This is a genomic window from Vreelandella zhaodongensis, assembly GCF_013415115.1.
Classification (GTDB): Bacteria; Pseudomonadota; Gammaproteobacteria; order Pseudomonadales; family Halomonadaceae; genus Vreelandella; species Vreelandella zhaodongensis.
Genome location: NZ_JACCDD010000007.1, coordinates 171,890 through 191,522 on the forward strand (window position 1 = coordinate 171,890; position 19,633 = coordinate 191,522).

Consider the following 19,633-nt stretch of genomic DNA (forward strand, 5'->3'; position numbering starts at 1 on the left):
ACCTCTTTACGTTAGCTAACGGTTAACCGTTTTGATTGATGACGGCTTCAACGACGCTGGAGGGCGCCTCCTCGTACTTCGCGAACTCCATAGAGTAGCTCGCGCGGCCCTGGGTTTGTGAGCGCAGATCGGTTGCGTAACCGAACATCTCACCCAGTGGCACCGTTGCACGAATGACTTTACCAGAAGAGGAGTCATCCATGCCCTGCACCAGACCGCGACGACGGCTCAGGTCGCCCATGACGTCACCCATAAACTCTTCGGGGGTCACGATTTCGACCTTCATCACCGGCTCCAGCAGCACGGCCTTGGCCTTCCTGGCACCTTCTTTCACTGCCATAGAAGAAGCAATCTTGAACGCAGTCTCGTTAGAGTCCACGTCATGGAAGGAGCCATCAAACAGCGTTACTTTAACGTCAATCATCGGGTAACCCGCGATGACACCGTTTTTCAGCTGCTCATAGGCACCCTTCTCAACCGCAGGTACGTATTCCTTGGGAACTGCACCACCCACGATTTCAGAGTTGAACTTGAAGAAAATCTCGCCTTCGCCTTCACCCTTTTCTGCTGCTACCAGCGGCTCAATACGCAGCCAGACGTGACCATACTGACCACGACCACCCGACTGACGTACGAACTTACCTTCCTGCTCGACGCTACCGCGAATCGTTTCACGATAGGCGACCTGAGGCTTACCGATGTTTGCTTCAACCTTGAACTCGCGACGCATACGGTCAACGATAATGTCCAGGTGCAGCTCACCCATACCAGAGATGATGGTCTGGCCAGTCTCTTCGTCGGTTTTAACCTGGAACGAGGGATCTTCCTGGGCCAATTTACCCAGTGCAACACCCATCTTTTCCTGATCAGCTTTCGACTTCGGCTCTACAGCTACCGAGATAACCGGATCCGGGAACTCCATGCGCTCGAGAACAATTTTGTTATCGATGTCGCACAGGGTGTCACCCGTGGTGACGTCTTTCAGACCGATACACGCCGCGATATCACCTGCCAAAATCTCTTTAATTTCTTCGCGTGAGTTAGCGTGCATCTGAACGATACGACCAACACGCTCTTTCTTCTGCTTAACGGAGTTATAAACACCGTCACCAGATTTTAGAACGCCCGAATAAACACGGATAAAGGTCAAGGTACCAACGAAGGGATCGGTAGCGATTTTAAACGCCAACGCCGCAAACGGAGCACTGTCATCAGCTTCACGAGTCGCTACGGTACCGTCTTTATCGTCAAGCTCACCCTCGATCGCCTTAACTTCAGTCGGCGAAGGCATGTATTCGATAATGCCATCAAGCACCGCCTGAACACCTTTGTTCTTAAATGCAGAACCACAGGTAACCAGAACAATGTCGTTCGCTAACGTACGCGCACGAAGACCGGCCTTGATTTCCTCAGTCGACAGCTCACCGCCTTCCAAGTACTTGTCCATCAGCTCTTCAGAGCCTTCGGCAGCGGCTTCGATCATTTGCTCACGATAAGTTTCAGCAGTCTCTTGCAGCTCAGCCGGAATATCAACAAGCTCATACGCCATGCCCAGACTCGCCTCATCCCACAGGATGGCTTTCATCTGGATCAAGTCGATCACGCCTTTGAAATCTTCCTCTGTGCCCCAGTTGATCTGGATCGGCACAGCGTTAGCTCCCAAGCGCTCTTTAAGCTGGTCAACCACCATAAAGAAGTCAGCGCCGGTACGATCCATCTTATTGACGAAAACCATACGCGGAACTTCATACTTATTGGCCTGACGCCAAACGGTTTCGGTCTGCGGCTGAACACCGGAAGAGCCACACAGCACAACGACGGCACCATCAAGGACACGCAGAGAACGCTCAACTTCGATAGTGAAGTCAACGTGCCCAGGCGTATCAATGATATTGATACGATGTTCGTCAAACTGCTTATTCATACCTTGCCAGAAGGTGGTAACAGCAGCAGAGGTGATAGTAATACCACGCTCCTGCTCTTGTTCCATCCAGTCTGTCGTCGCAGCACCGTCATGTACCTCACCCACTTTATGGGAAAGGCCGGTATAGAACAGTACGCGCTCTGTTGTCGTGGTTTTACCCGCGTCAACGTGTGCAACAATACCAATATTGCGATAACGATTAAGTGGAGTCTTGCGTGCCACGGTGAAGCTCCCGTTAGTTGGCGATGCTCGTTAATTCATCAATGTTCATTTTACGTATGCCACTGCCGCCATCGACAACGATAGCGGCGGCGTGTTGCAACACGGCGAAAAAAATCTTTAACGCAGCACAACCAGTAAAAAGCAACACTGACTTAGAAACGCCGAGTTTAGAAACGATAGTGAGAGAAGGCCTTGTTGGCTTCTGCCATACGGTGCACATCTTCACGCTTCTTAACGGCCGAGCCTTTGCCTTCAGCGGCATCCAGCATTTCACCTGCCAGGCGCTGAACCATCGTTTTTTCACCGCGGCGACGCGCAGCATCCACCAACCAGCGCATTGCTAGGGCTTGGCGACGCGAAGGACGAACTTCGACCGGCACCTGATAGGTCGCACCACCAACGCGGCGCGACTTTACTTCGACCATCGGCTGGATGGTTTCCAGCGCTTTGTCGAAGATTTCCAGCGGCTCTTCATTACTACGCTCGGCAACCTTGTCCAACGCACCGTAGACGATGCGCTCAGCTATGGACTTCTTGCCGCTGACCATCAGGTGGTTCATGAACTTCGCCAGACGCTCACTTCCGAACTTAGGATCCGGCAGGATTTCGCGTTTAGCTACAACTCTTCTTCTAGGCATGATAAGCCCTCAATTAAGGATCCTTCAGGTAAACTCGGGACCAGTTGCGCTAATAGCGCCGCCCGACCTTACTCTTATCAGACCGTCATATTCGTATTAAGGTAACAACGCCAGCGCCTTAAGACGCTGGAACAAGACGCCTTAGGACTTCGGACGCTTGGTACCGTACTTAGAACGACCCTGCTTACGGTTCTGTACGCCAGACGTATCAAGGGCGCCACGAACGGTGTGATAACGCACACCTGGCAAATCCTTTACACGACCGCCGCGAATCAGAACAACAGAGTGCTCTTGCAGGTTGTGACCTTCACCACCGATGTAAGAAGACACTTCGAAACCGTTGGTAAGGCGCACACGGCAAACCTTACGCAGGGCCGAGTTCGGCTTCTTAGGGGTAGTAGTATAAACGCGCGTACATACGCCGCGCTTCTGCGGGCATGCCTGTAGCGCAGGTACGTCACTCTTAGTGACGGGGCGCTTGCGCGGCTTGCGCACTAGCTGATTAATCGTTGCCATGGTGTTTAGCTGACTCCAATGGTTGCCTGGCCTTTCAACAAATACGGGCAGCGGATGCGGGCGCACCCACCCCACTGTTAAAGGCTGCGCATTCTAAAGGCTGACCCTAGGTGACGTCAAGTCTTGCTGGCGGTTTAACCAGCAAGACTGAGCCATAAGGGCCAGCGACTCGTTGTTACTCGTTTTCCTTACCGTCGATTACAGCTCGTCGTCTGAATCAAGGGCGGTTAACTGAGCACCAAGCTCCTGCTCAACTTCGGTAGCCGATGGGTTGAACAGACGCTCAACGTCTTCGCGCTTGCGACGACGCTCTGCGTGGTGAGTCAGACCGGTACCTGCCGGAATCAGACGTCCAACCACCACGTTTTCTTTCAGGCCGCGCAGATAGTCGCGCTTGCCGGTCACCGCTGCTTCGGTCAATACGCGTGTCGTTTCCTGGAACGACGCCGCCGAAATGAACGACTCAGTGGCCAAGCTGGCCTTGGTAATACCCAGCAACAAACGCTGATACTTGGCTGGGAATTTATTCTCTTTTTCAAGCCGCGCGTTCTGCTCAAGCACACGCACAAGCTCCGCCTGATCGCCGGTAATGAAGTCAGAGTCACCCGAGTCGGTGATCTCCACCTTACGCAGCATCTGGCGTACGATAACCTCAATATGCTTATCGTTGATGCCTACACCCTGCAGACGATAAACGTCCTGAACTTCGGCGGTGATGTACTTGGCCAACTCCGCCACGCCCAACAAACGCAGGATATCGTGAGGATTGCTTGGACCATCCGAAATCACTTCACCCTTTTCGACGGCTTCACCTTCGAAGACAGCAATCTGACGCCATTTCGGGATCAGCGCTTCAAACGGGTCGCCAGACTCCGGCGTGATCGTCAAACGACGTTTACCCTTGGTCTCTTTGCCGAAGCTGATAACACCACTGATTTCAGCCAGGATGGCAGACTCTTTCGGCTTACGTGCTTCAAACAAGTCAGCAACCCGCGGCAGACCACCGGTGATGTCTTTGTTACCCGAGGCCTCTACTGGGATACGCGCAACAACTTCACCCACACCGATCGTGGCACCATCATCTGCTGAAATAATGGAGTTACCTGGTAACAGGTACTGTACCGGGGTGTTAGAGCCTGAGACTGAGACGTACTCACCAGAGGCATCTTGCAACATGACCATCGGGCGCTTATCGCGTCCTGCCATCGGGCGTGCTGCCGACTCAATCACCTCAATAGAAGACAAGCCCGTCATCTCATCGACGGTACGGTGCATGGTGACACCTTCGTCAAGATCGATGAATTGCGCTTTACCTTCTACTTCAGCGATAACGGGGTGAGTGTGCGGATCCCACTTCGCAACAATCGCGCCACCATCAACCACGTCGCCATCACGTACGGAAAGCTCGGCACCGTAGGGCAGCTTGTAGTACTCACGCTCACGACCATGATCATCAGCTACCGCCAGGGCGCTGGAACGGGATACCACTACCAATTTACCGTCAGCACGCTCTACATGCTTGATGTTGTGCAGGCGCACTTTACCGCCATGCTTGACCTGAACACTGTCCACTGCCGATGAGCGCGAGGCCGCACCACCGATGTGGAAGGTACGCATGGTCAGCTGGGTACCCGGCTCACCGATAGACTGAGCAGCGATAACGCCGACAGATTCACCGATATTCACCTGGTGGCCACGGGCCAAGTCACGACCATAACAGGATGAACAAACACCGTGAGCCGTGTCACAAGTAATGGTCGAGCGTACAATGATCTCGTCCACACCCATGGTATCCAGCTCTGCACACCATTTCTCATCTAGCAGGGTGCCACGCGGGATCAGAACTTCATCCGTGCCTGGATCTACCACATCCTGAGCAACAACACGGCCAAGTACGCGCTGGGACAGCGGTACAATAATGTCGCCACCCTCGATAATCGGATGCAGCGTCAAGCCGTTTTCGGTGCCACAGTCGGTCTCTGTGATGACCAAGTCCTGAGCAACGTCAACCAGACGACGAGTCAGGTAACCAGAGTTAGCCGTTTTCAGGGCCGTATCCGCCAGACCTTTACGGGCACCGTGGGTCGAGATGAAGTACTGAAGTACGTTCAGACCTTCACGGAAGTTGGCAACGATCGGCGTTTCGATGATCGAGCCATCCGGCTTAGCCATCAGACCACGCATACCTGCCAGCTGACGAATCTGAGCGGCAGAACCACGCGCCCCGGAGTCCGCCATGATGAAGACGCTATTGAACGAGTCTTGCTCGACTTCGTTACCTTCGCGGTCGACAACGGTCTCTTTAGAGATACCCACCATCATCGCTTTGGCGACTTTATCGTTGGCCTTCGACCAGATATCGATAACCTTGTTGTACTTCTCACCGGCAGTTACCAGGCCAGAAGAGAACTGGTCTTCGATCTCTTTCACTTCTGCTTCCGCAGCGTCAACAATCTCGGTTTTCGCGTCAGGAATAACGAAGTCGTTAACCCCGATCGATGCACCCGACCATGTTGCCAAACGGAAACCGGTATACATCAGCTGATCAGCAAAGATAACCGTGGGCTTCAGGCCAGCACGACGGTATACCTCGTTGATCAGGCTGGAGATCGCCTTCTTCTTCATCGGCTGGTCGATTAGCGAGAACGGCACGCCTTCGGGCAGAATGCGGAACAGTAGCGCACGACCAACTGTGGTGTCGTAGATGCGACGGTGGAAGCTGCGCTCGCCGCTCTCTTCTTCGACATCCACTTCGTCCAGACGAACTTTCACACGGGCATGTAACGACACCGATTGGGTACCGAAAGCACGCTCTACCTCGTTGAGGTCAGAGAACACCATGCCCTCGCCTTTGGCGTTGATCTTTTCGCGGGTCATGTAATACAGACCCAGAACAACGTCTTGGGACGGCACGATAATCGGCTCGCCGTTGGCTGGCGACAGTACGTTATTGGTGGCCATCATCAGCGCACGCGCTTCAAGCTGGGCTTCCAGGGTCAGCGGTACGTGTACCGCCATCTGGTCACCGTCGAAGTCGGCGTTGTAGGCGGCACACACCAGCGGGTGCAGCTGGATCGCCTTACCTTCGATCAACAGCGGCTCAAACGCTTGAATACCAAGGCGGTGAAGCGTCGGCGCACGGTTAAGCAGTACCGGATGTTCGCGGATAACATCAGCAAGGATGTCCCACACCTCCGGCAGTTCGCGCTCAACCATTTTCTTCGCCGCTTTAATCGTAGACGCGTAGCCTAACGACTGCAGCTTGGAGTAGATAAACGGCTTGAACAGCTCAAGCGCCATTTTCTTCGGCAAACCACACTGGTGTAGACGCAGGGTCGGACCAACGGTGATAACCGAGCGGCCTGAGTAGTCAACGCGCTTACCTAGCAAGTTCTGACGGAAACGACCTTGCTTACCCTTGATCATGTCGGCAAGGGATTTCAGGGGACGCTTGTTAGAGCCTGTGATAGCACGGCCACGACGACCGTTATCGAGCAGCGCATCAACCGCCTCTTGCAGCATACGCTTCTCGTTGCGCACGATAATGTCCGGCGCATTGAGGTCGAGCAGACGCTTCAAGCGGTTGTTACGGTTAATGACACGACGGTAAAGGTCGTTCAAATCTGAGGTCGCGAAGCGGCCACCGTCTAGCGGTACCAACGGACGGAGATCCGGTGGCAGCACAGGCAGCACTTCCATGACCATCCACGCCGGCGCATTGCCGGAGTGGTAGAACGCTTCCAGCAGCTTGAGGCGCTTAGAAAGCTTCTTGATCTTGGTCTCAGAGTTGGTCTGCGGAATTTCTTCACGCAGATGATTAATCTCTTCTTCCAGATCGATATCTTTCAGCAGTTCTTGGACAGCTTCAGCACCCATGCGGGCATCGAAGTCATCGCCGAACTCTTCTAGCGCTTCAAAATACTGTTCGTCGTTGAGTAGCTGACCACGCTCCAGCGTGGTCATACCGGGATCGATAACGACAAAGCTCTCGAAGTACAGCACACGCTCGATATCACGCAGGGTCATATCGAGGAACATGCCAATACGCGACGGCAGCGACTTCAAAAACCAAATGTGAGCAACCGGCGACGCCAGTTCGATGTGACCCATGCGCTCACGGCGCACGGCAGCCTTGGTGACTTCGACGCCACACTTCTCACAAATAATGCCGCGGTGCTTCATGCGCTTATACTTGCCGCACAAGCACTCGTAGTCTTTGACCGGGCCGAAAATCTTGGCGCAGAACAGACCATCCCGCTCCGGCTTAAAGGTACGGTAGTTGATGGTCTCAGGCTTCTTCACCTCGCCGAACGACCAGGAGCGAATCATGTCCGGCGACGCCAGGGTAATCTTGATCGCGTCAAACTCTTCGGACTGAGATTGCGATTTGAGTACTTTCACCAAATCTTTCATGGGACGGCTCCTAGCTCTCTAACTCGATATCGATGCCCAGCGAGCGGATTTCCTTCACGAGTACATTGAAGGATTCCGGCATGCCTGCCTGCATGGTGTGGTCGCCATCCACGATGTTTTTATACATCTTGGTGCGACCTTCGACGTCATCCGACTTGACGGTGAGCATCTCTTGCAGCGTATACGCGGCACCGTAAGCTTCCAGCGCCCACACTTCCATCTCACCAAAACGCTGACCACCGAACTGCGCCTTACCACCCAGCGGCTGCTGAGTCACAAGCGAGTAAGAACCAGTAGAACGCGCGTGCATCTTATCGTCTACCAAGTGGTTCAGCTTGAGCATGTACATGTAGCCGACGGTAACTGGGCGGTCAAACGATTCGCCAGTACGACCATCATACAGCGTCATTTGGCCAGACTCAGGGATGTCAGCCAGCTTCAGCAGGTGTTTGATTTCGTGCTCTTTAGCACCATCAAATACCGGCGTTGCCATGGGTACACCGCCCTTGAGATTTTTCGCCAGCGCGATGATCTCTTCATCACTCAGCGAATCAATGTCTTCGACACGGGTACCTGGCGTGTTGTATATCTGACCCAGGAAGTCGCGAATTTCAGCAATCTGCTGGCCACGGGCGTCACGCAGCATGGCATCGATCTTCATGCCTAAGCCACGCGCAGCCATCCCCAGGTGGGTTTCCAAGATCTGACCAACGTTCATGCGCGACGGAACGCCCAGCGGGTTCAGCACCACATCAACCGGCTCGCCCTTCTCGTCGAACGGCATATCTTCGATGGGCATGATCGCCGAGATAACACCTTTGTTACCGTGACGGCCTGCCATCTTGTCGCCTGGCTGAATACGACGCTTGACCGCCATGTAAACTTTGACGATTTTGAGAACGCCCGGCGCGAGATCGTCGCCCTGGGTCAACTTGCGCTTCTTATCTTCAAAGCGCTCGTCCATCTCTTTACGGCGGTTCTCTAACTGCTCATCCGCCTGGGCCAGCAATTCGTTAAAGGCCTCATCCTGCATGCGCAGTTTGAACCACTGCTGGCGCGGCAACTCGTCCAGATATGCCTCGTCGAGCACGTCGCCTTTCGTCAGCTGCGGGCCACCGTTAACCGCCTGCCCTTCCAGGGTACGCTTCAGACGCTCAAAAGTAGCGTCTTCAGCAATCCGGTAGGTTTCCTGAAGGTCTTTACGCACCTCGTCCAACTGCATCTGCTCGATGGCGAGAGCGCGGGTATCTTTTTCAACGCCGTCACGGGTAAATACCTGAACGTCGATAACCGTGCCTTTCATACCGGTCGGCGCGCGCAGCGAGGTGTCTTTAACGTCAGACGCCTTTTCACCGAAAATCGCACGAAGCAGCTTCTCTTCCGGCGTCAGCTGGGTTTCACCTTTCGGCGTTACCTTACCGACCAGAATATCGCCAGGGCCAACCTCGGCACCGATATAGACAACGCCTGACTCATCCAATTTGCCCAGCGCAGATTCGCCAACGTTGGGAATATCGGCAGTAATCTCTTCCGGCCCCAACTTGGTGTCGCGAGACACACAGGTCAGCTCTTGGATATGAATCGTGGTGAAGCGGTCTTCTTGTACCACCCGCTCAGACAGCAGGATGGAGTCCTCGAAGTTGTAACCATTCCAGGGCATGAACGCGATGCGCATGTTCTGGCCCAGTGCCAGATCACCCATATCAACAGATGGGCCGTCGGCAAGAATGTCGCCACGGGCTACGTTGTCACCAGGACGCACGATGGGGCGCTGGTTCATACAGGTGTTCTGGTTTGAACGGGTGTACTTGGTCAGGTTGTAGATATCAACACCAGCTTCACCGCCGATGATTTCATCTTCATGTACCCGCACCACCACACGACGTGCGTCAACAGAGTCGATCACACCACCACGACGAGCCACGGCGCACACACCGGAGTCACGAGCAACGAAGCGCTCCATACCGGTACCCACCAGCGGCTTGTCAGCGCGCAAGGTTGGTACGGCCTGACGCTGCATGTTCGCACCCATCAAGGCGCGGTTAGCATCATCGTGCTCAAGGAACGGAATCAATGCGGCCGCTACTGAAACAACCTGGCGCGGAGACACGTCCATCAAGGTGACCTGCTCAGGACGCATAAACGTGGTTTCACCACGGTGACGCACCTGAACCAAGTCATCGCTCAGCTTGTTGGATTCATCAACAGCTGCCGACGCCTGGGCAATAACGAAGTCACCCTCCTCGATCGCCGACAGGTGGACGATATCGTCGGTCACCTGGCCAGCGTTCACCTTACGGTAAGGCGTTTCGAGGAAGCCGTAGCTGTTGGTATGGCTGTACGTCGCCAAAGAGTTGATCAGGCCGATGTTCGGGCCTTCCGGCGTTTCGATTGGGCACAGACGGCCATAGTGCGTGGCGTGTACGTCGCGCACTTCGAAGCCAGCACGCTCACGGGTCAAACCACCTGGGCCGAGTGCAGACACACGACGCTTGTGGGTAACCTCAGAAAGCGGGTTATTCTGATCCATGAACTGGGATAGCTGGCTGGAACCGAAGAACTCTTTCACCGCTGCCGCAACCGGCTTGGCGTTGATCAAGTCTTGGGGCATCAGACCTTCACTTTCCGCCATGGAAAGGCGCTCTTTCACCGCACGCTCTACACGCACCAAGCCCACGCGGAACTGGTTTTCAGCCATTTCGCCTACACAGCGAATACGACGGTTGCCCAGGTGATCGATATCGTCAACGTCGCCGAAGCCGTTACGGATATTGATCAACTCGCGCAGTACATCAAGGATGTCTTTGCGATCCAGAACGCCAGACCCTGTGTCAGTATCGCGACGCAGACGACGGTTGAACTTCATCCGACCGACGCCCGACAGGTCGTAGCGGTCTTCACTGAAGAACAAGTTGTTAAACAGCGTCTCGGCAGCATCCTTAGTGGGTGGCTCGCCAGGACGCATCATGCGATAAATTTCCACCAGCGCCTCAAGCGCAGACGCCGTGGTATCCAACTTCAGCGTATCGGAAATAAACGAACCGCAATCGAGGTCGTTGGTGTAAAGCGTTTCAATGTCAGTGATCCCACCTTGTGCCATGCGCTCTAGCAACTCGGGTGTGATTTCACTGTTACACGGACAGATCAGCTCACCTGTTTTGGTGTCAATCTGATCTTTTGCCAGCGTTTTGCCAAATAGGTATTCCATTGGCACTTCCAGACGCTCAAGGCCTGCTTTCTCAAGCTGACGAATATGCTTCTGGGTAATACGACGCCCTTCCTCAACAATAATACCGCCCTCGCCATCTTTGATGTCGAAGGTGGCAGTCTCACCACGCAGGCGTGACGGCACGAGCTCCACTGAGAAGCCCGACTTATCAATGTGGAACTTGCTGGTTTCGAAGAACTCTTCAAGAATCTCTTCGGTGCTCATTCCCAAGGCACGCATCAGTACCGACGCAGGCAGTTTCCGGCGACGGTCGATACGTACAAAGACGTTGTCTTTGGGATCGAATTCGAAGTCCAGCCAGGAGCCACGGTAAGGAATCACTCGTGCAGAGTAGAGCAGCTTACCAGAGGAGTGACTCTTGCCTTTATCGTGGTCAAAGAACACACCAGGCGAGCGATGGAGCTGGGAAACGATAACCCGCTCAGTACCATTGATAACAAAGGTACCGTTCTCGGTCATCAGGGGGATTTCCCCCATGTAAACTTCCTGCTCTTTAATATCCTTGATTGCCTTGTTCGACGAGTCGCGATCATAGATGATCAAGCGAACTTTGACGCGCAGCGGGGCGGAGTAGGTCACGCCACGCAGCTGACACTCCTTCACATCGAACGCCGGCGTGCCGAAACGGTAGCTGACATACTCCAATGCCGCATTGCCGGAGAAGCTCTCGATCGGAAACACGGACTTAAACGCCGCGTGCAGGCCAACCTCGTGGCGCTCGTCGGGCGAACGATCCTGCTGGAGAAAGTCGTAGTAGGAATCAAGCTGGATGGCCAGCAAGTAAGGCACATCCATCACTTGGGGCAGTTTGCCGAAATCCTTGCGGATGCGTTTTTTCTCAGTATATGAGTAAGCCATCTGTATTCCCCAGCTTGTTCACCATGGGTGACCGATGCGTGGTCATCTGCCCCGCGGGCGTTTCAGACGCAGACAGCAAGCTCCTAAATCGGTAGCTCGCCGTCAAAAATCTTGATAGATAACAGTGTTACAGTAGTGCTGCGAGCGCTTCGCTATCATTCACTGTCACTCGCGCTTCACAACTTACGCTTCACAACTTACGCTTCACAACAACGGTCTTACTGTTTTGCTGCTTTTTACCGCAGCCTTTCTGCTGTAGCGCTGCAGGACAGCATGATACAACAGAAAAAGGCCGGCAGCGGGATAAGCCCGCCGCCAGCCGTGGAAGCTTACGCAGCGCGTAAAGCCATCAGCACAAGGATTACTTGAGCTCGACGCTTGCGCCCGCTTCTTCCAGCTTGGTTTTAGCTGCTTCAGCGTCTTCTTTAGACATTGCTTCTTTGATGGTAGCCGGCGCGCCGTCAACCGCACCCTTGGCTTCTTTCAGGCCAAGACCGGTGATTTCGCGAACTGCTTTGATGACGTTAACTTTCTTGTCACCAGCAGAAGTCAGTACCAGATCAAATTCAGTCTGCTCTTCAGCAGCTGCTTCGCCGCCTGCAGCCGGACCAGCCATAACGGCTGCTGCTGCAGATACGCCGAACTTCTCTTCCATCGCTTCGATCAGCTCGACAACTTCCATTACGGACATGTCGGCTACAGCATTGATGATATCGTCTTTGGTCAGTGCCATTGTCTCATTCCTAACTTTGCGGGAGCCTCGGTTTACCGAGTGCTCAGGATTCATTGCATGGTTCGAGCAGCGCCCTGCTTATGCAGCGCAGACTGCTTGCAAAAAGACCTGCTTATGCAGCTTCTTCTTGCTTCTGGTCGCGCAGAGCGGCCAGTGTACGAACCAGCTTGCCAGCGGAGGCTTCTTTCATTACCGACATCAACTTGGCAATTGCTTCGTCGTAAGTCGGTAGGGTTGCTAGACGATCGATGTCAGCAGCCGGAATCAGCTCACCTTCGTAGGCCAGCGCCTTCACTTCGAAGTTCTGATCTTGCTTCGCGAACTCTTTGAACAAACGAGCGGCAGCGCCCGGATGCTCGGTAGAGAAAGCCAGCAGAGTAGGACCAACAAAGCTCTCGTTCAGGCACTCCCACTGAGTACCTTCGAGGGCGCGGCGCGCCAGGGTGTTGCGAACAACACGCAGCTGGACGCCATTCTCGCGCGCTTGCTTGCGCAGGTCGGTCATCTTACCGACTGTAACGCCGCGAGAATCGGCAACTACGACGGAGAGTGCGCCCTTGGCCGCTTCACTGACCTCGGCAACAATCGCTTTCTTGCCTTCAAGTGCTAGTGGCACAGTGATCACTCCTTCGTGCCGGAACCCACAACAGGCTCCGGTGGTTACCATCTCTTCCAGGCTGTAAACAACGGCACCGGAAGCCTTAGGGGATGGTGCTCACCAGAAAGCGGTTTAGCTAAAAAGCCTTAACCAGCTGGCGGCCACACCATCTGCGCAGGCGCTTTAGGGCGATTAAGCCGCACTCTCAAACAAACAAGGCGCGGCACCTGCGGTCTTTGACGGTGCCCTGCTTGGCGAATGCTTCAACAGGGGACCGCAAAGTTCTTGCTCGGTTCTTACTTAAACGCTTATGACTACCTGCTTATACCAACGCAGAGTGGTCGATAGTCAAGCCTGGACCCATGGTGGTGGACAGGGTGACTTTCTTAAAGTAGATACCTTTAGAAGAGCTCGGCTTGAGCCTCTTAAGGTCAGCAACCAGTGCTTCCAGGTTACCCTGAACAGCGGATGCTTCAAAATCAGCTTTACCCAGCGTTGTATGGATAATGCCGTTCTTGTCGGTACGGAAACGAACCTGGCCTGCTTTGGCATTCTTAACCGCAGTCGCCACATCAGGCGTTACGGTGCCAACTTTCGGGTTCGGCATCAGGCCGCGTGGACCAAGAATCTGACCCAGCTGACCAACAACACGCATAGCGTCCGGCGAGGCGATCACGACGTCAAAATCCATTACGCCTTTCTTGACCTGCTCAGCCAGCTCTTCCATACCAACGATGTCAGCGCCTGCTTCTTTCGCAGCATCGGCGTTGGCACCCTGGGTGAAGACCGCTACGCGTACGTCTTTGCCAGTACCGTTAGGCATAACAGTAGCGCCACGTACAACTTGGTCAGATTTACGCGGATCAACACCAAGGTTAATCGCCACATCCAAGGACTCTTTGAATTTAACGGTAGACAGCTCAGCGAGCAGCGCAACCGCTTCTTCAAGAGAGTAAGCTTTGTTCGGGTCTACTTTCTCGCGAATAACTTTCGCACGCTTAGTTAGTTTAGCCATGATCAGAGACCCTCCACGTTTAGGCCCATGCTACGAGCACTGCCAGCGATGGTACGCACCGCGGCATCGAGATCAGAAGCCGTCATGTCTGGCTCTTTGGTTTTAGCGATCTCTTCGAGCTGCTCGCGCGTCACGGTACCCACTTTCTTCTTGTTCGGCTCACCAGAACCGGACTTGATGCCCGCTGCTTTTTTCAGCAGTACGGCAGCAGGCGGCGTCTTGGTGACGAACGTGAAGCTACGGTCAGAGTAGACAGTGATCACGACAGGCGTCGGCAGACCAGGCTCAATTTCTTGAGTCGCTGCGTTGAACGCCTTACAGAATTCCATGATATTCACGCCGTGCTGACCCAGCGCGGGGCCGACGGGCGGACTTGGGTTGGCTTTACCTGCAGCAACCTGCAGTTTGATGTAAGCCTGTACTTTCTTGGCCATGCTAAATACTCCAGTTGGGTGATAGCGCCTTACGGCTCCCCGGTACACATAAAGCAGCGCTAAACTGCCTCACATAATGCAAGGATGGCGTGCTACGCACACCACCCCGCCACGTATTTACCTTACTCTTTTTCCACCTGGGAGAACTCAAGCTCCACAGGCGTCGCACGCCCGAAGATCAGCACACTGACCTGCAAACGGCTCTTATCGTAATTCACTTCTTCAACCACGCCATTAAAGTCAGCGAACGGACCATCAACAACGCGAACCGATTGACCTGGTTCAAACATGGTTTTAGGCCGCGGCTTGTCGGTACCATCTTTCACACGGCGTAAAATGGCGTCCGCTTCACGCGAGGTAATTGCTGCTGGCTTCTCTTTTGTGCCGCCGATAAACCCCATTACGCGAGGTGTTTCATTGACAAGATGCCAAGTCTCATCGGCCATCTCCATCTCGACCAATACATAGCCGGGATAGAATTTGCGCTCACTCTTACGGCGCTTACCGTCACGCATCTCAACCACTTCTTCCGTCGGCACCAAGATTTCGCCAAAGCGATCTTCCATGCCGTACATCTTCACACGCTCGATAAGCGAGCGCATGACATGCTTTTCAAAGCCGGAATAAGCGTGGACGACGTACCAACGTTTGGACATGAAAGCTCCTAACCAATGACGCCGGACATCGCCCAGCCAAGAAGAGTATCAATCAACCACAGCATCAAACCCACCACCAACACTGCCACCAGCACAATCGCGGTGGTCTGAATGGTTTCGGGGCGAGTCGGCCATACAACGCGCTGAATCTCTTTCCTGGCGCTTACGGCAAGCTCTACTAAATCGCGACCTTTAGTGGTGGTCAGCGCGATCAAACCCGCAACCGCACACAACACCACCACACCTAACACGCGGTAGAGCAGGCCAATATCGGCGAAATAGGTATTACCAACGACGGCAACAGTAAGCAGCGCCACAACCACCGACCACTTGAGCCCGTCACGGCGCGACTGTTGCACCTCTGCGCCATGTTTTACGGAACTAGGCTTCATAAAAACGAGACTCCTAAGGGTGCAGCGAGCGACAAAGGAATTCTAGAAAAAGACATACCAACCTGGGGAAGGTTGGCAGGCCAGGAGGGAATCGAACCCCCAACCTGCGGTTTTGGAGACCGCTGCTCTGCCAATTGAGCTACTGGCCTGTATCGTCATATGCGTAAGCAAATACACCTACGCAACAGCGGGCGCCATGATAGCGGAGAATACCCCGCCTGACAACCCTACCCCTCACTTACCACCAAACCCGGCAAGTAAAGACAAAAAAAGCGAGCTTCGCTCGCCTTTCTCGCAATATGGAGCTCATGGACGGAATTGAACCGTCGACCTCACCCTTACCAAGGGTGTGCTCTACCCCTGAGCTACATGAGCCAAACACACAAAACTGGAGCGGGCGGCGGGAATCGAACCCGCACCATCAGCTTGGAAGGCTGAGGTTCTACCATTGAACTACGCCCGCCGAACTTGCCTAAAGAATGACAATCCGTTGCACGAGATACAGTAGCTAATGCCCGCTTACCGGCTTTTCATTCTCAAACAATGATTAAATCACTGCTCATTAAATCTGGTGGAGAGGGAAGGATTCGAACCTTCGAAGCTTTCGCGGCAGATTTACAGTCTGCTCCCTTTGGCCACTCGGGAACCTCTCCAGCTGTGGCGGCACATTATGCCAGCCTCCAACACGGTGTCAAGCTTATAAACTCTTTATTTATAGAAGCTTGTGCTTCGCCACTTCCACGTGGCTTACGTCTTGGAACGCGCTGCATTCTGTCAAAGCAACATTGAGAATGCAAGACCTGCGCGAATTTTTTCTAAGGACACAGGTTCTGGCACCCGTGGCGCACCGGACATTTTCCCAGCTCGCTCGGCAAAGGTTAGCGGGAAACTAGCTTCCAGGCCGCCGTACACCATATCCGGCCATACGGCATGGGGCACTTGCACCCCACGAGAAACCACCCTGGCATCGCCGCCCGTTAGCATCACTGGCAAAGCCACGCCCTGCTGGTCACACACCTCACTATAAATGCGATTAATCGCGCTGACCGCCGCCATATAGATACCGTGATTCACAGCATCTACCGTGCGCCTCCCCGGCTCTAACAAAGCATCTGATTCACTTTCCGGATCAATGGCTACGTTGCGAGTGCCAAGCTTAAGACTCTCTTTCATAAGACGCAGCCCAGGCACAATAAAGCCCCCAAGATGAACGCCGCCCGGCAGCACAAAGTCAATGGTAATGGCGCTACCACAATCCACGGCGCAGCAGCCTCCTGCCAACTGATAGCCTGCCAGCGCTCCCATCCAGCGATCTACACCTAATCGCCCGGGCTCTTCATACCCATTAACAACACCCAGCGCTTCGGGCGTAGAGCGTGCCACATATACCTGACGAACTTGGCGACGCAGCAAGGCAACGGTTTCCTCTAGCACGGCAGCTCTAGCAACGCTGGAAATACGCACAGCCTCTACGACATCTAGATCAGGAATATCTGCACCTGGCCGCCACTCTTCTCGTGTCCAAACGGCTCCCCGCGAACGTATTTCACTACTGTCGGCATCTTTTAGTCGCCATTTTGATAGCGTGTTGCCGATATCCAAATCCAAAATCATAGGCGCCTGCGTACGCTGATCTCACCGCCTGAGAGGCGTCGCGAGTGATCATTTTCAGTAACCCAAAGGTTACCACTCTCATCTACTTCTCCTGCCACCGCGTCGCTTGAGCGCTCCCCTTGGATAATACGAATCGGCAACCCTGCGTAAGCATGGCGATTATTCCACTCGTCTCGCCAGCGAACGAACCCTTCACTCTCGAAACCCGCTAGCATAACCAACAACCCAGACACCATATCAGCGGCTAACTGATTACGAGAGATCCCCGCCTTGGCATCGAACAGCGCCGCCACCGGCTGACCTATGCTGGCACGCAGGCTTTCAGGCAGCGATAGATTCATGCCGATACCGATAACCACTTCGCATGGGCCAGCAGCATCTCCTGTGACTTCAATCAAGATGCCTGCCAACTTACCAAGCTCATCGCCCTGCTCAGCCAGCAAAATATCGTTCGGCCACTTAAGCTTGGGGGCAACACCATACTGCTCCAGCACTTGGGCAACGACCACACCCACCGCAAGACTTAACCCCTCCAGGGCATTTACCCCAGATTCAAAACGCCAGCCAAGCGAGAGCATCAGACTTTGCCCCCAAGGGGTAGACCACACACGACCGCGACGACCTCGGCCTGCGGTTTGCAGCTCGGCAAAACATACCTCGCCATGCCCTGCACCCTGAGTAAAGCGCTCGCGTAGATACCCATTACTAGAGGGCAACTGGTCTTCTATGAAGAGTCTTGCTAGTAAATGACGGGCACTCGCAGGCAAACGCTCTACAATTTTTGCCCCATCAAGAGGCTCTAGCGGATAAGCAAGCCGATAGCCCCGACCTTTAACAGCAACCAACTCTACGCCCAACGCGTCTAGTTTTTTCAGCTGCTTCCATACGGCGGCCCGAGAAACGCCTAGCGCTTCGCCCAACTGTTCACCGGAATGAACCTCGCCGTCGCTTAACAAACGCATCAGGTTACCGATGGTCATGTGCTTGCCCTACCAAAAAAAACCAATCTTACCGGATATATAAAAGTGTCGGAAAGCACGGAAATTTCATTCTTATTTTAAGCGTCGAAGTCAACCCCAGTTTAAAGGGTCGCCTTTTTAGACTTTATGTCTACTATAAGGATCAGGCTATCAAGTAACATTTCATCGTCATGAAGCGCTTGGTTACGCCATTAATTTCGTATCTATTAACAATTAGGGAAAGCAGGATGTTAAATAAGAAAATACTTGCTACTGCAACACTTGCACTTACGATGAGCCTCACCGCCCAGGCTGACAGCCAATTTCCTTCTGGCCCACTGACACTGGTGGTCGGTTTTGCACCAGGCGGCAGCACAGACATTCAGGCACGGGTACTTGCTAATGTCCTAGCCGATAACCTTGGCCAGCCTGTGAATGTCGTTAATCAACCCGGTGCCGGAGGAGCAGTTTCCCTAGCGCGTTTAATGCATAACCAGGATGAAGGCCATACCTTTGTCTATGCGGGCACTAACGGCACGCTTACCTTTGCTCCCCATGCCCATGATACGAACTTTACGCTAGACGACTTCCGCTACGTTGCCAGTATTACGACCGTGCAACACGCCCTGGTAACCGGCGAAAACCGCCCCTTCGGCGATAGCTGGGAAGACTTGATCGAGTATGCTCGAGAAAACCCCGGCACCAGCTACGCCACCCAGCATGCACTGGACAGGCTCGTCATCGAGTACATTATGGAGCAAGAAGGACTTGATCTGCGCATTGTCCCAACGGCTGGCGGCGGCGGCATGGCCCCCCTGATCCTTTCAGGTGACGTTGACTTCGCCTACAGTGGCGGCACACACTCTGGCTATGCAGATACAGGCGAAATGCCCGTCCTTCTGAGCATGGACGGCGAACGCTTATTCGCCTACCCCGATGCCCCCACCGTTATGGAAGCTGGCTATGACATTGATACGTCAGACTTTCGTGTCGTAGTGGTTCCCAAAAACACACCTGATAGCCATGTCGAACGACTCGCCGAAGCACTCGAAGCGGCAACCCAAGATGAACGCTTTATCGAAATTACCGAAGAACGGATACTGATGCCCGTGCATTTCCGCGGCGAAGAGCAGGCAACCGAAATGCTTTACTCGCAGTCAGAAAACTACCGCGAACTGCTAGAACGCATGGGTGGCGTACCGTCTGACGACTAACCCAACGAACTGCATATAGGTTGATAAAGCGCCCTCGAATTTCACAATCCAGAGGGCGCTATGTATTTGTTATGCTTATATTATGCTGATAAAAAACGCTAACTACATTTCGAACATGCAAAGAAACTATCCCGCCAGCAGCTTAGTAGGTACAATGCTCGCCCATTTTCCCTAACCGCGCCTAGGGACTCCAGAAAATGTATCCATAGGTGCCAATC

General features: G+C 53.9%; 14 protein-coding genes and 4 tRNA genes. 1 reads left to right on the forward strand and 17 read right to left on the reverse strand.

Going from position 1 to position 19,633, the window contains the following annotated elements:
* Positions 1 to 22 precede the first annotated feature (22 nt).
* The 17 genes from fusA to HZS79_RS13625 form a co-directional block, all read right to left on the reverse strand.
* The gene (gene fusA, locus HZS79_RS13545; RefSeq protein WP_179928126.1) at positions 23 to 2,146 is read right to left on the reverse strand and encodes an elongation factor G; all 2,124 of its coding nucleotides are present in this window, start codon (positions 2,144 to 2,146) and stop codon (positions 23 to 25) included.
* 167 nt (positions 2,147 to 2,313) lie between these two features.
* A complete protein-coding gene (gene rpsG, locus HZS79_RS13550) occupies positions 2,314 to 2,784 on the reverse strand; it encodes a 30S ribosomal protein S7 (RefSeq protein ID WP_009098975.1) in 471 nt (156 codons plus the stop codon).
* Positions 2,785 to 2,925: 141 nt separating this feature from the next.
* Complete coding sequence (rpsL, locus tag HZS79_RS13555) at positions 2,926 to 3,300, reverse strand: 30S ribosomal protein S12 (RefSeq protein ID WP_009098973.1); 375 nt, start codon at positions 3,298 to 3,300, stop codon at positions 2,926 to 2,928.
* Positions 3,301 to 3,498: 198 nt separating this feature from the next.
* Complete coding sequence (gene rpoC, locus HZS79_RS13560) at positions 3,499 to 7,713, reverse strand: DNA-directed RNA polymerase subunit beta' (protein WP_179928127.1); 4,215 nt, start codon at positions 7,711 to 7,713, stop codon at positions 3,499 to 3,501.
* Between the two features lie 10 nt (positions 7,714 to 7,723).
* Entirely contained in the window at positions 7,724 to 11,800 is a 4,077-nt protein-coding gene (gene rpoB, locus HZS79_RS13565) for a DNA-directed RNA polymerase subunit beta (RefSeq protein WP_162217895.1), read from the reverse strand.
* Positions 11,801 to 12,161: 361 nt separating this feature from the next.
* Positions 12,162 to 12,533, reverse strand: a complete 372-nt coding sequence (gene rplL / locus HZS79_RS13570; protein WP_030074215.1) for a 50S ribosomal protein L7/L12 — start codon at positions 12,531 to 12,533, stop codon at positions 12,162 to 12,164.
* Between the two features lie 112 nt (positions 12,534 to 12,645).
* On the reverse strand, positions 12,646 to 13,149 hold the full coding sequence (rplJ, locus tag HZS79_RS13575) for a 50S ribosomal protein L10 (protein ID WP_009723910.1): 504 nt from the start codon (positions 13,147 to 13,149) through the stop codon (positions 12,646 to 12,648).
* Between the two features lie 304 nt (positions 13,150 to 13,453).
* Positions 13,454 to 14,146: a 50S ribosomal protein L1 gene (gene rplA, locus HZS79_RS13580; RefSeq protein WP_162217896.1), complete on the reverse strand. Its 693-nt coding sequence runs from the start codon at positions 14,144 to 14,146 to the stop codon at positions 13,454 to 13,456.
* A 2-nt stretch (positions 14,147 to 14,148) separates the two neighbouring features.
* Entirely contained in the window at positions 14,149 to 14,580 is a 432-nt protein-coding gene (gene rplK, locus HZS79_RS13585; protein WP_009098963.1) for a 50S ribosomal protein L11, read from the reverse strand.
* Between the two features lie 122 nt (positions 14,581 to 14,702).
* Entirely contained in the window at positions 14,703 to 15,236 is a 534-nt protein-coding gene (nusG, locus tag HZS79_RS13590; RefSeq protein WP_162217897.1) for a transcription termination/antitermination protein NusG, read from the reverse strand.
* Between the two features lie 8 nt (positions 15,237 to 15,244).
* A complete protein-coding gene (gene secE / locus HZS79_RS13595; protein ID WP_179928128.1) occupies positions 15,245 to 15,628 on the reverse strand; it encodes a preprotein translocase subunit SecE in 384 nt (127 codons plus the stop codon).
* Between the two features lie 73 nt (positions 15,629 to 15,701).
* A tRNA-Trp gene (locus tag HZS79_RS13600) sits at positions 15,702 to 15,777 on the reverse strand.
* A gap of 151 nt (positions 15,778 to 15,928) precedes the next feature.
* Positions 15,929 to 16,003, reverse strand: a tRNA-Thr gene (locus tag HZS79_RS13605).
* 14 nt (positions 16,004 to 16,017) lie between these two features.
* Positions 16,018 to 16,091, reverse strand: a tRNA-Gly gene (locus HZS79_RS13610).
* 106 nt (positions 16,092 to 16,197) lie between these two features.
* Positions 16,198 to 16,281 (reverse strand) — tRNA-Tyr (locus HZS79_RS13615).
* A gap of 121 nt (positions 16,282 to 16,402) precedes the next feature.
* Positions 16,403 to 17,242 (reverse strand): type III pantothenate kinase, encoded by an 840-nt coding sequence (locus HZS79_RS13620; protein WP_162217899.1) that lies wholly within the window; start codon positions 17,240 to 17,242, stop codon positions 16,403 to 16,405.
* On the reverse strand, positions 17,239 to 18,222 hold the full coding sequence (locus tag HZS79_RS13625) for a biotin--[acetyl-CoA-carboxylase] ligase (protein WP_162217900.1): 984 nt from the start codon (positions 18,220 to 18,222) through the stop codon (positions 17,239 to 17,241). The genes HZS79_RS13620 and HZS79_RS13625 overlap by 4 nt, the downstream gene beginning before the upstream one ends.
* Positions 18,223 to 18,449: 227 nt before the next feature.
* Here HZS79_RS13625 and HZS79_RS13630 point away from each other — a divergent pair, with 227 nt between their 5' ends.
* Positions 18,450 to 19,415 (forward strand): Bug family tripartite tricarboxylate transporter substrate binding protein, encoded by a 966-nt coding sequence (locus HZS79_RS13630; RefSeq protein WP_162217901.1) that lies wholly within the window; start codon positions 18,450 to 18,452, stop codon positions 19,413 to 19,415.
* Positions 19,416 to 19,633: the final 218 nt, after the last annotated feature.

Bases quoted from the DNA above. Each gene is read 5' to 3' on its own strand.
- rpsG (WP_009098975.1), bottom strand. From the start codon at position 2,784: ATGCCTAGAAGAAGAGTTGTAGCTAAACGCGAAATCCTGCCGGATCCT.
- rpsL (WP_009098973.1), bottom strand. From the start codon at position 3,300: ATGGCAACGATTAATCAGCTAGTGCGCAAGCCGCGCAAGCGCCCCGTC.
- rpoC (WP_179928127.1), bottom strand. From the start codon at position 7,713: ATGAAAGATTTGGTGAAAGTACTCAAATCGCAATCTCAGTCCGAAGAG.
- rpoB (WP_162217895.1), bottom strand. From the start codon at position 11,800: ATGGCTTACTCATATACTGAGAAAAAACGCATCCGCAAGGATTTCGGC.
- rplL (WP_030074215.1), bottom strand. From the start codon at position 12,533: ATGGCACTGACCAAAGACGATATCATCAATGCTGTAGCCGACATGTCC.
- rplA (WP_162217896.1), bottom strand. From the start codon at position 14,146: ATGGCTAAACTAACTAAGCGTGCGAAAGTTATTCGCGAGAAAGTAGAC.
- rplK (WP_009098963.1), bottom strand. From the start codon at position 14,580: ATGGCCAAGAAAGTACAGGCTTACATCAAACTGCAGGTTGCTGCAGGT.
- nusG (WP_162217897.1), bottom strand. From the start codon at position 15,236: ATGTCCAAACGTTGGTACGTCGTCCACGCTTATTCCGGCTTTGAAAAG.
- secE (WP_179928128.1), bottom strand. From the start codon at position 15,628: ATGAAGCCTAGTTCCGTAAAACATGGCGCAGAGGTGCAACAGTCGCGC.
- HZS79_RS13620 (WP_162217899.1), bottom strand. From the start codon at position 17,242: ATGATTTTGGATTTGGATATCGGCAACACGCTATCAAAATGGCGACTA.
- HZS79_RS13625 (WP_162217900.1), bottom strand. From the start codon at position 18,222: ATGACCATCGGTAACCTGATGCGTTTGTTAAGCGACGGCGAGGTTCAT.
- HZS79_RS13630 (WP_162217901.1), top strand. From the start codon at position 18,450: ATGTTAAATAAGAAAATACTTGCTACTGCAACACTTGCACTTACGATG.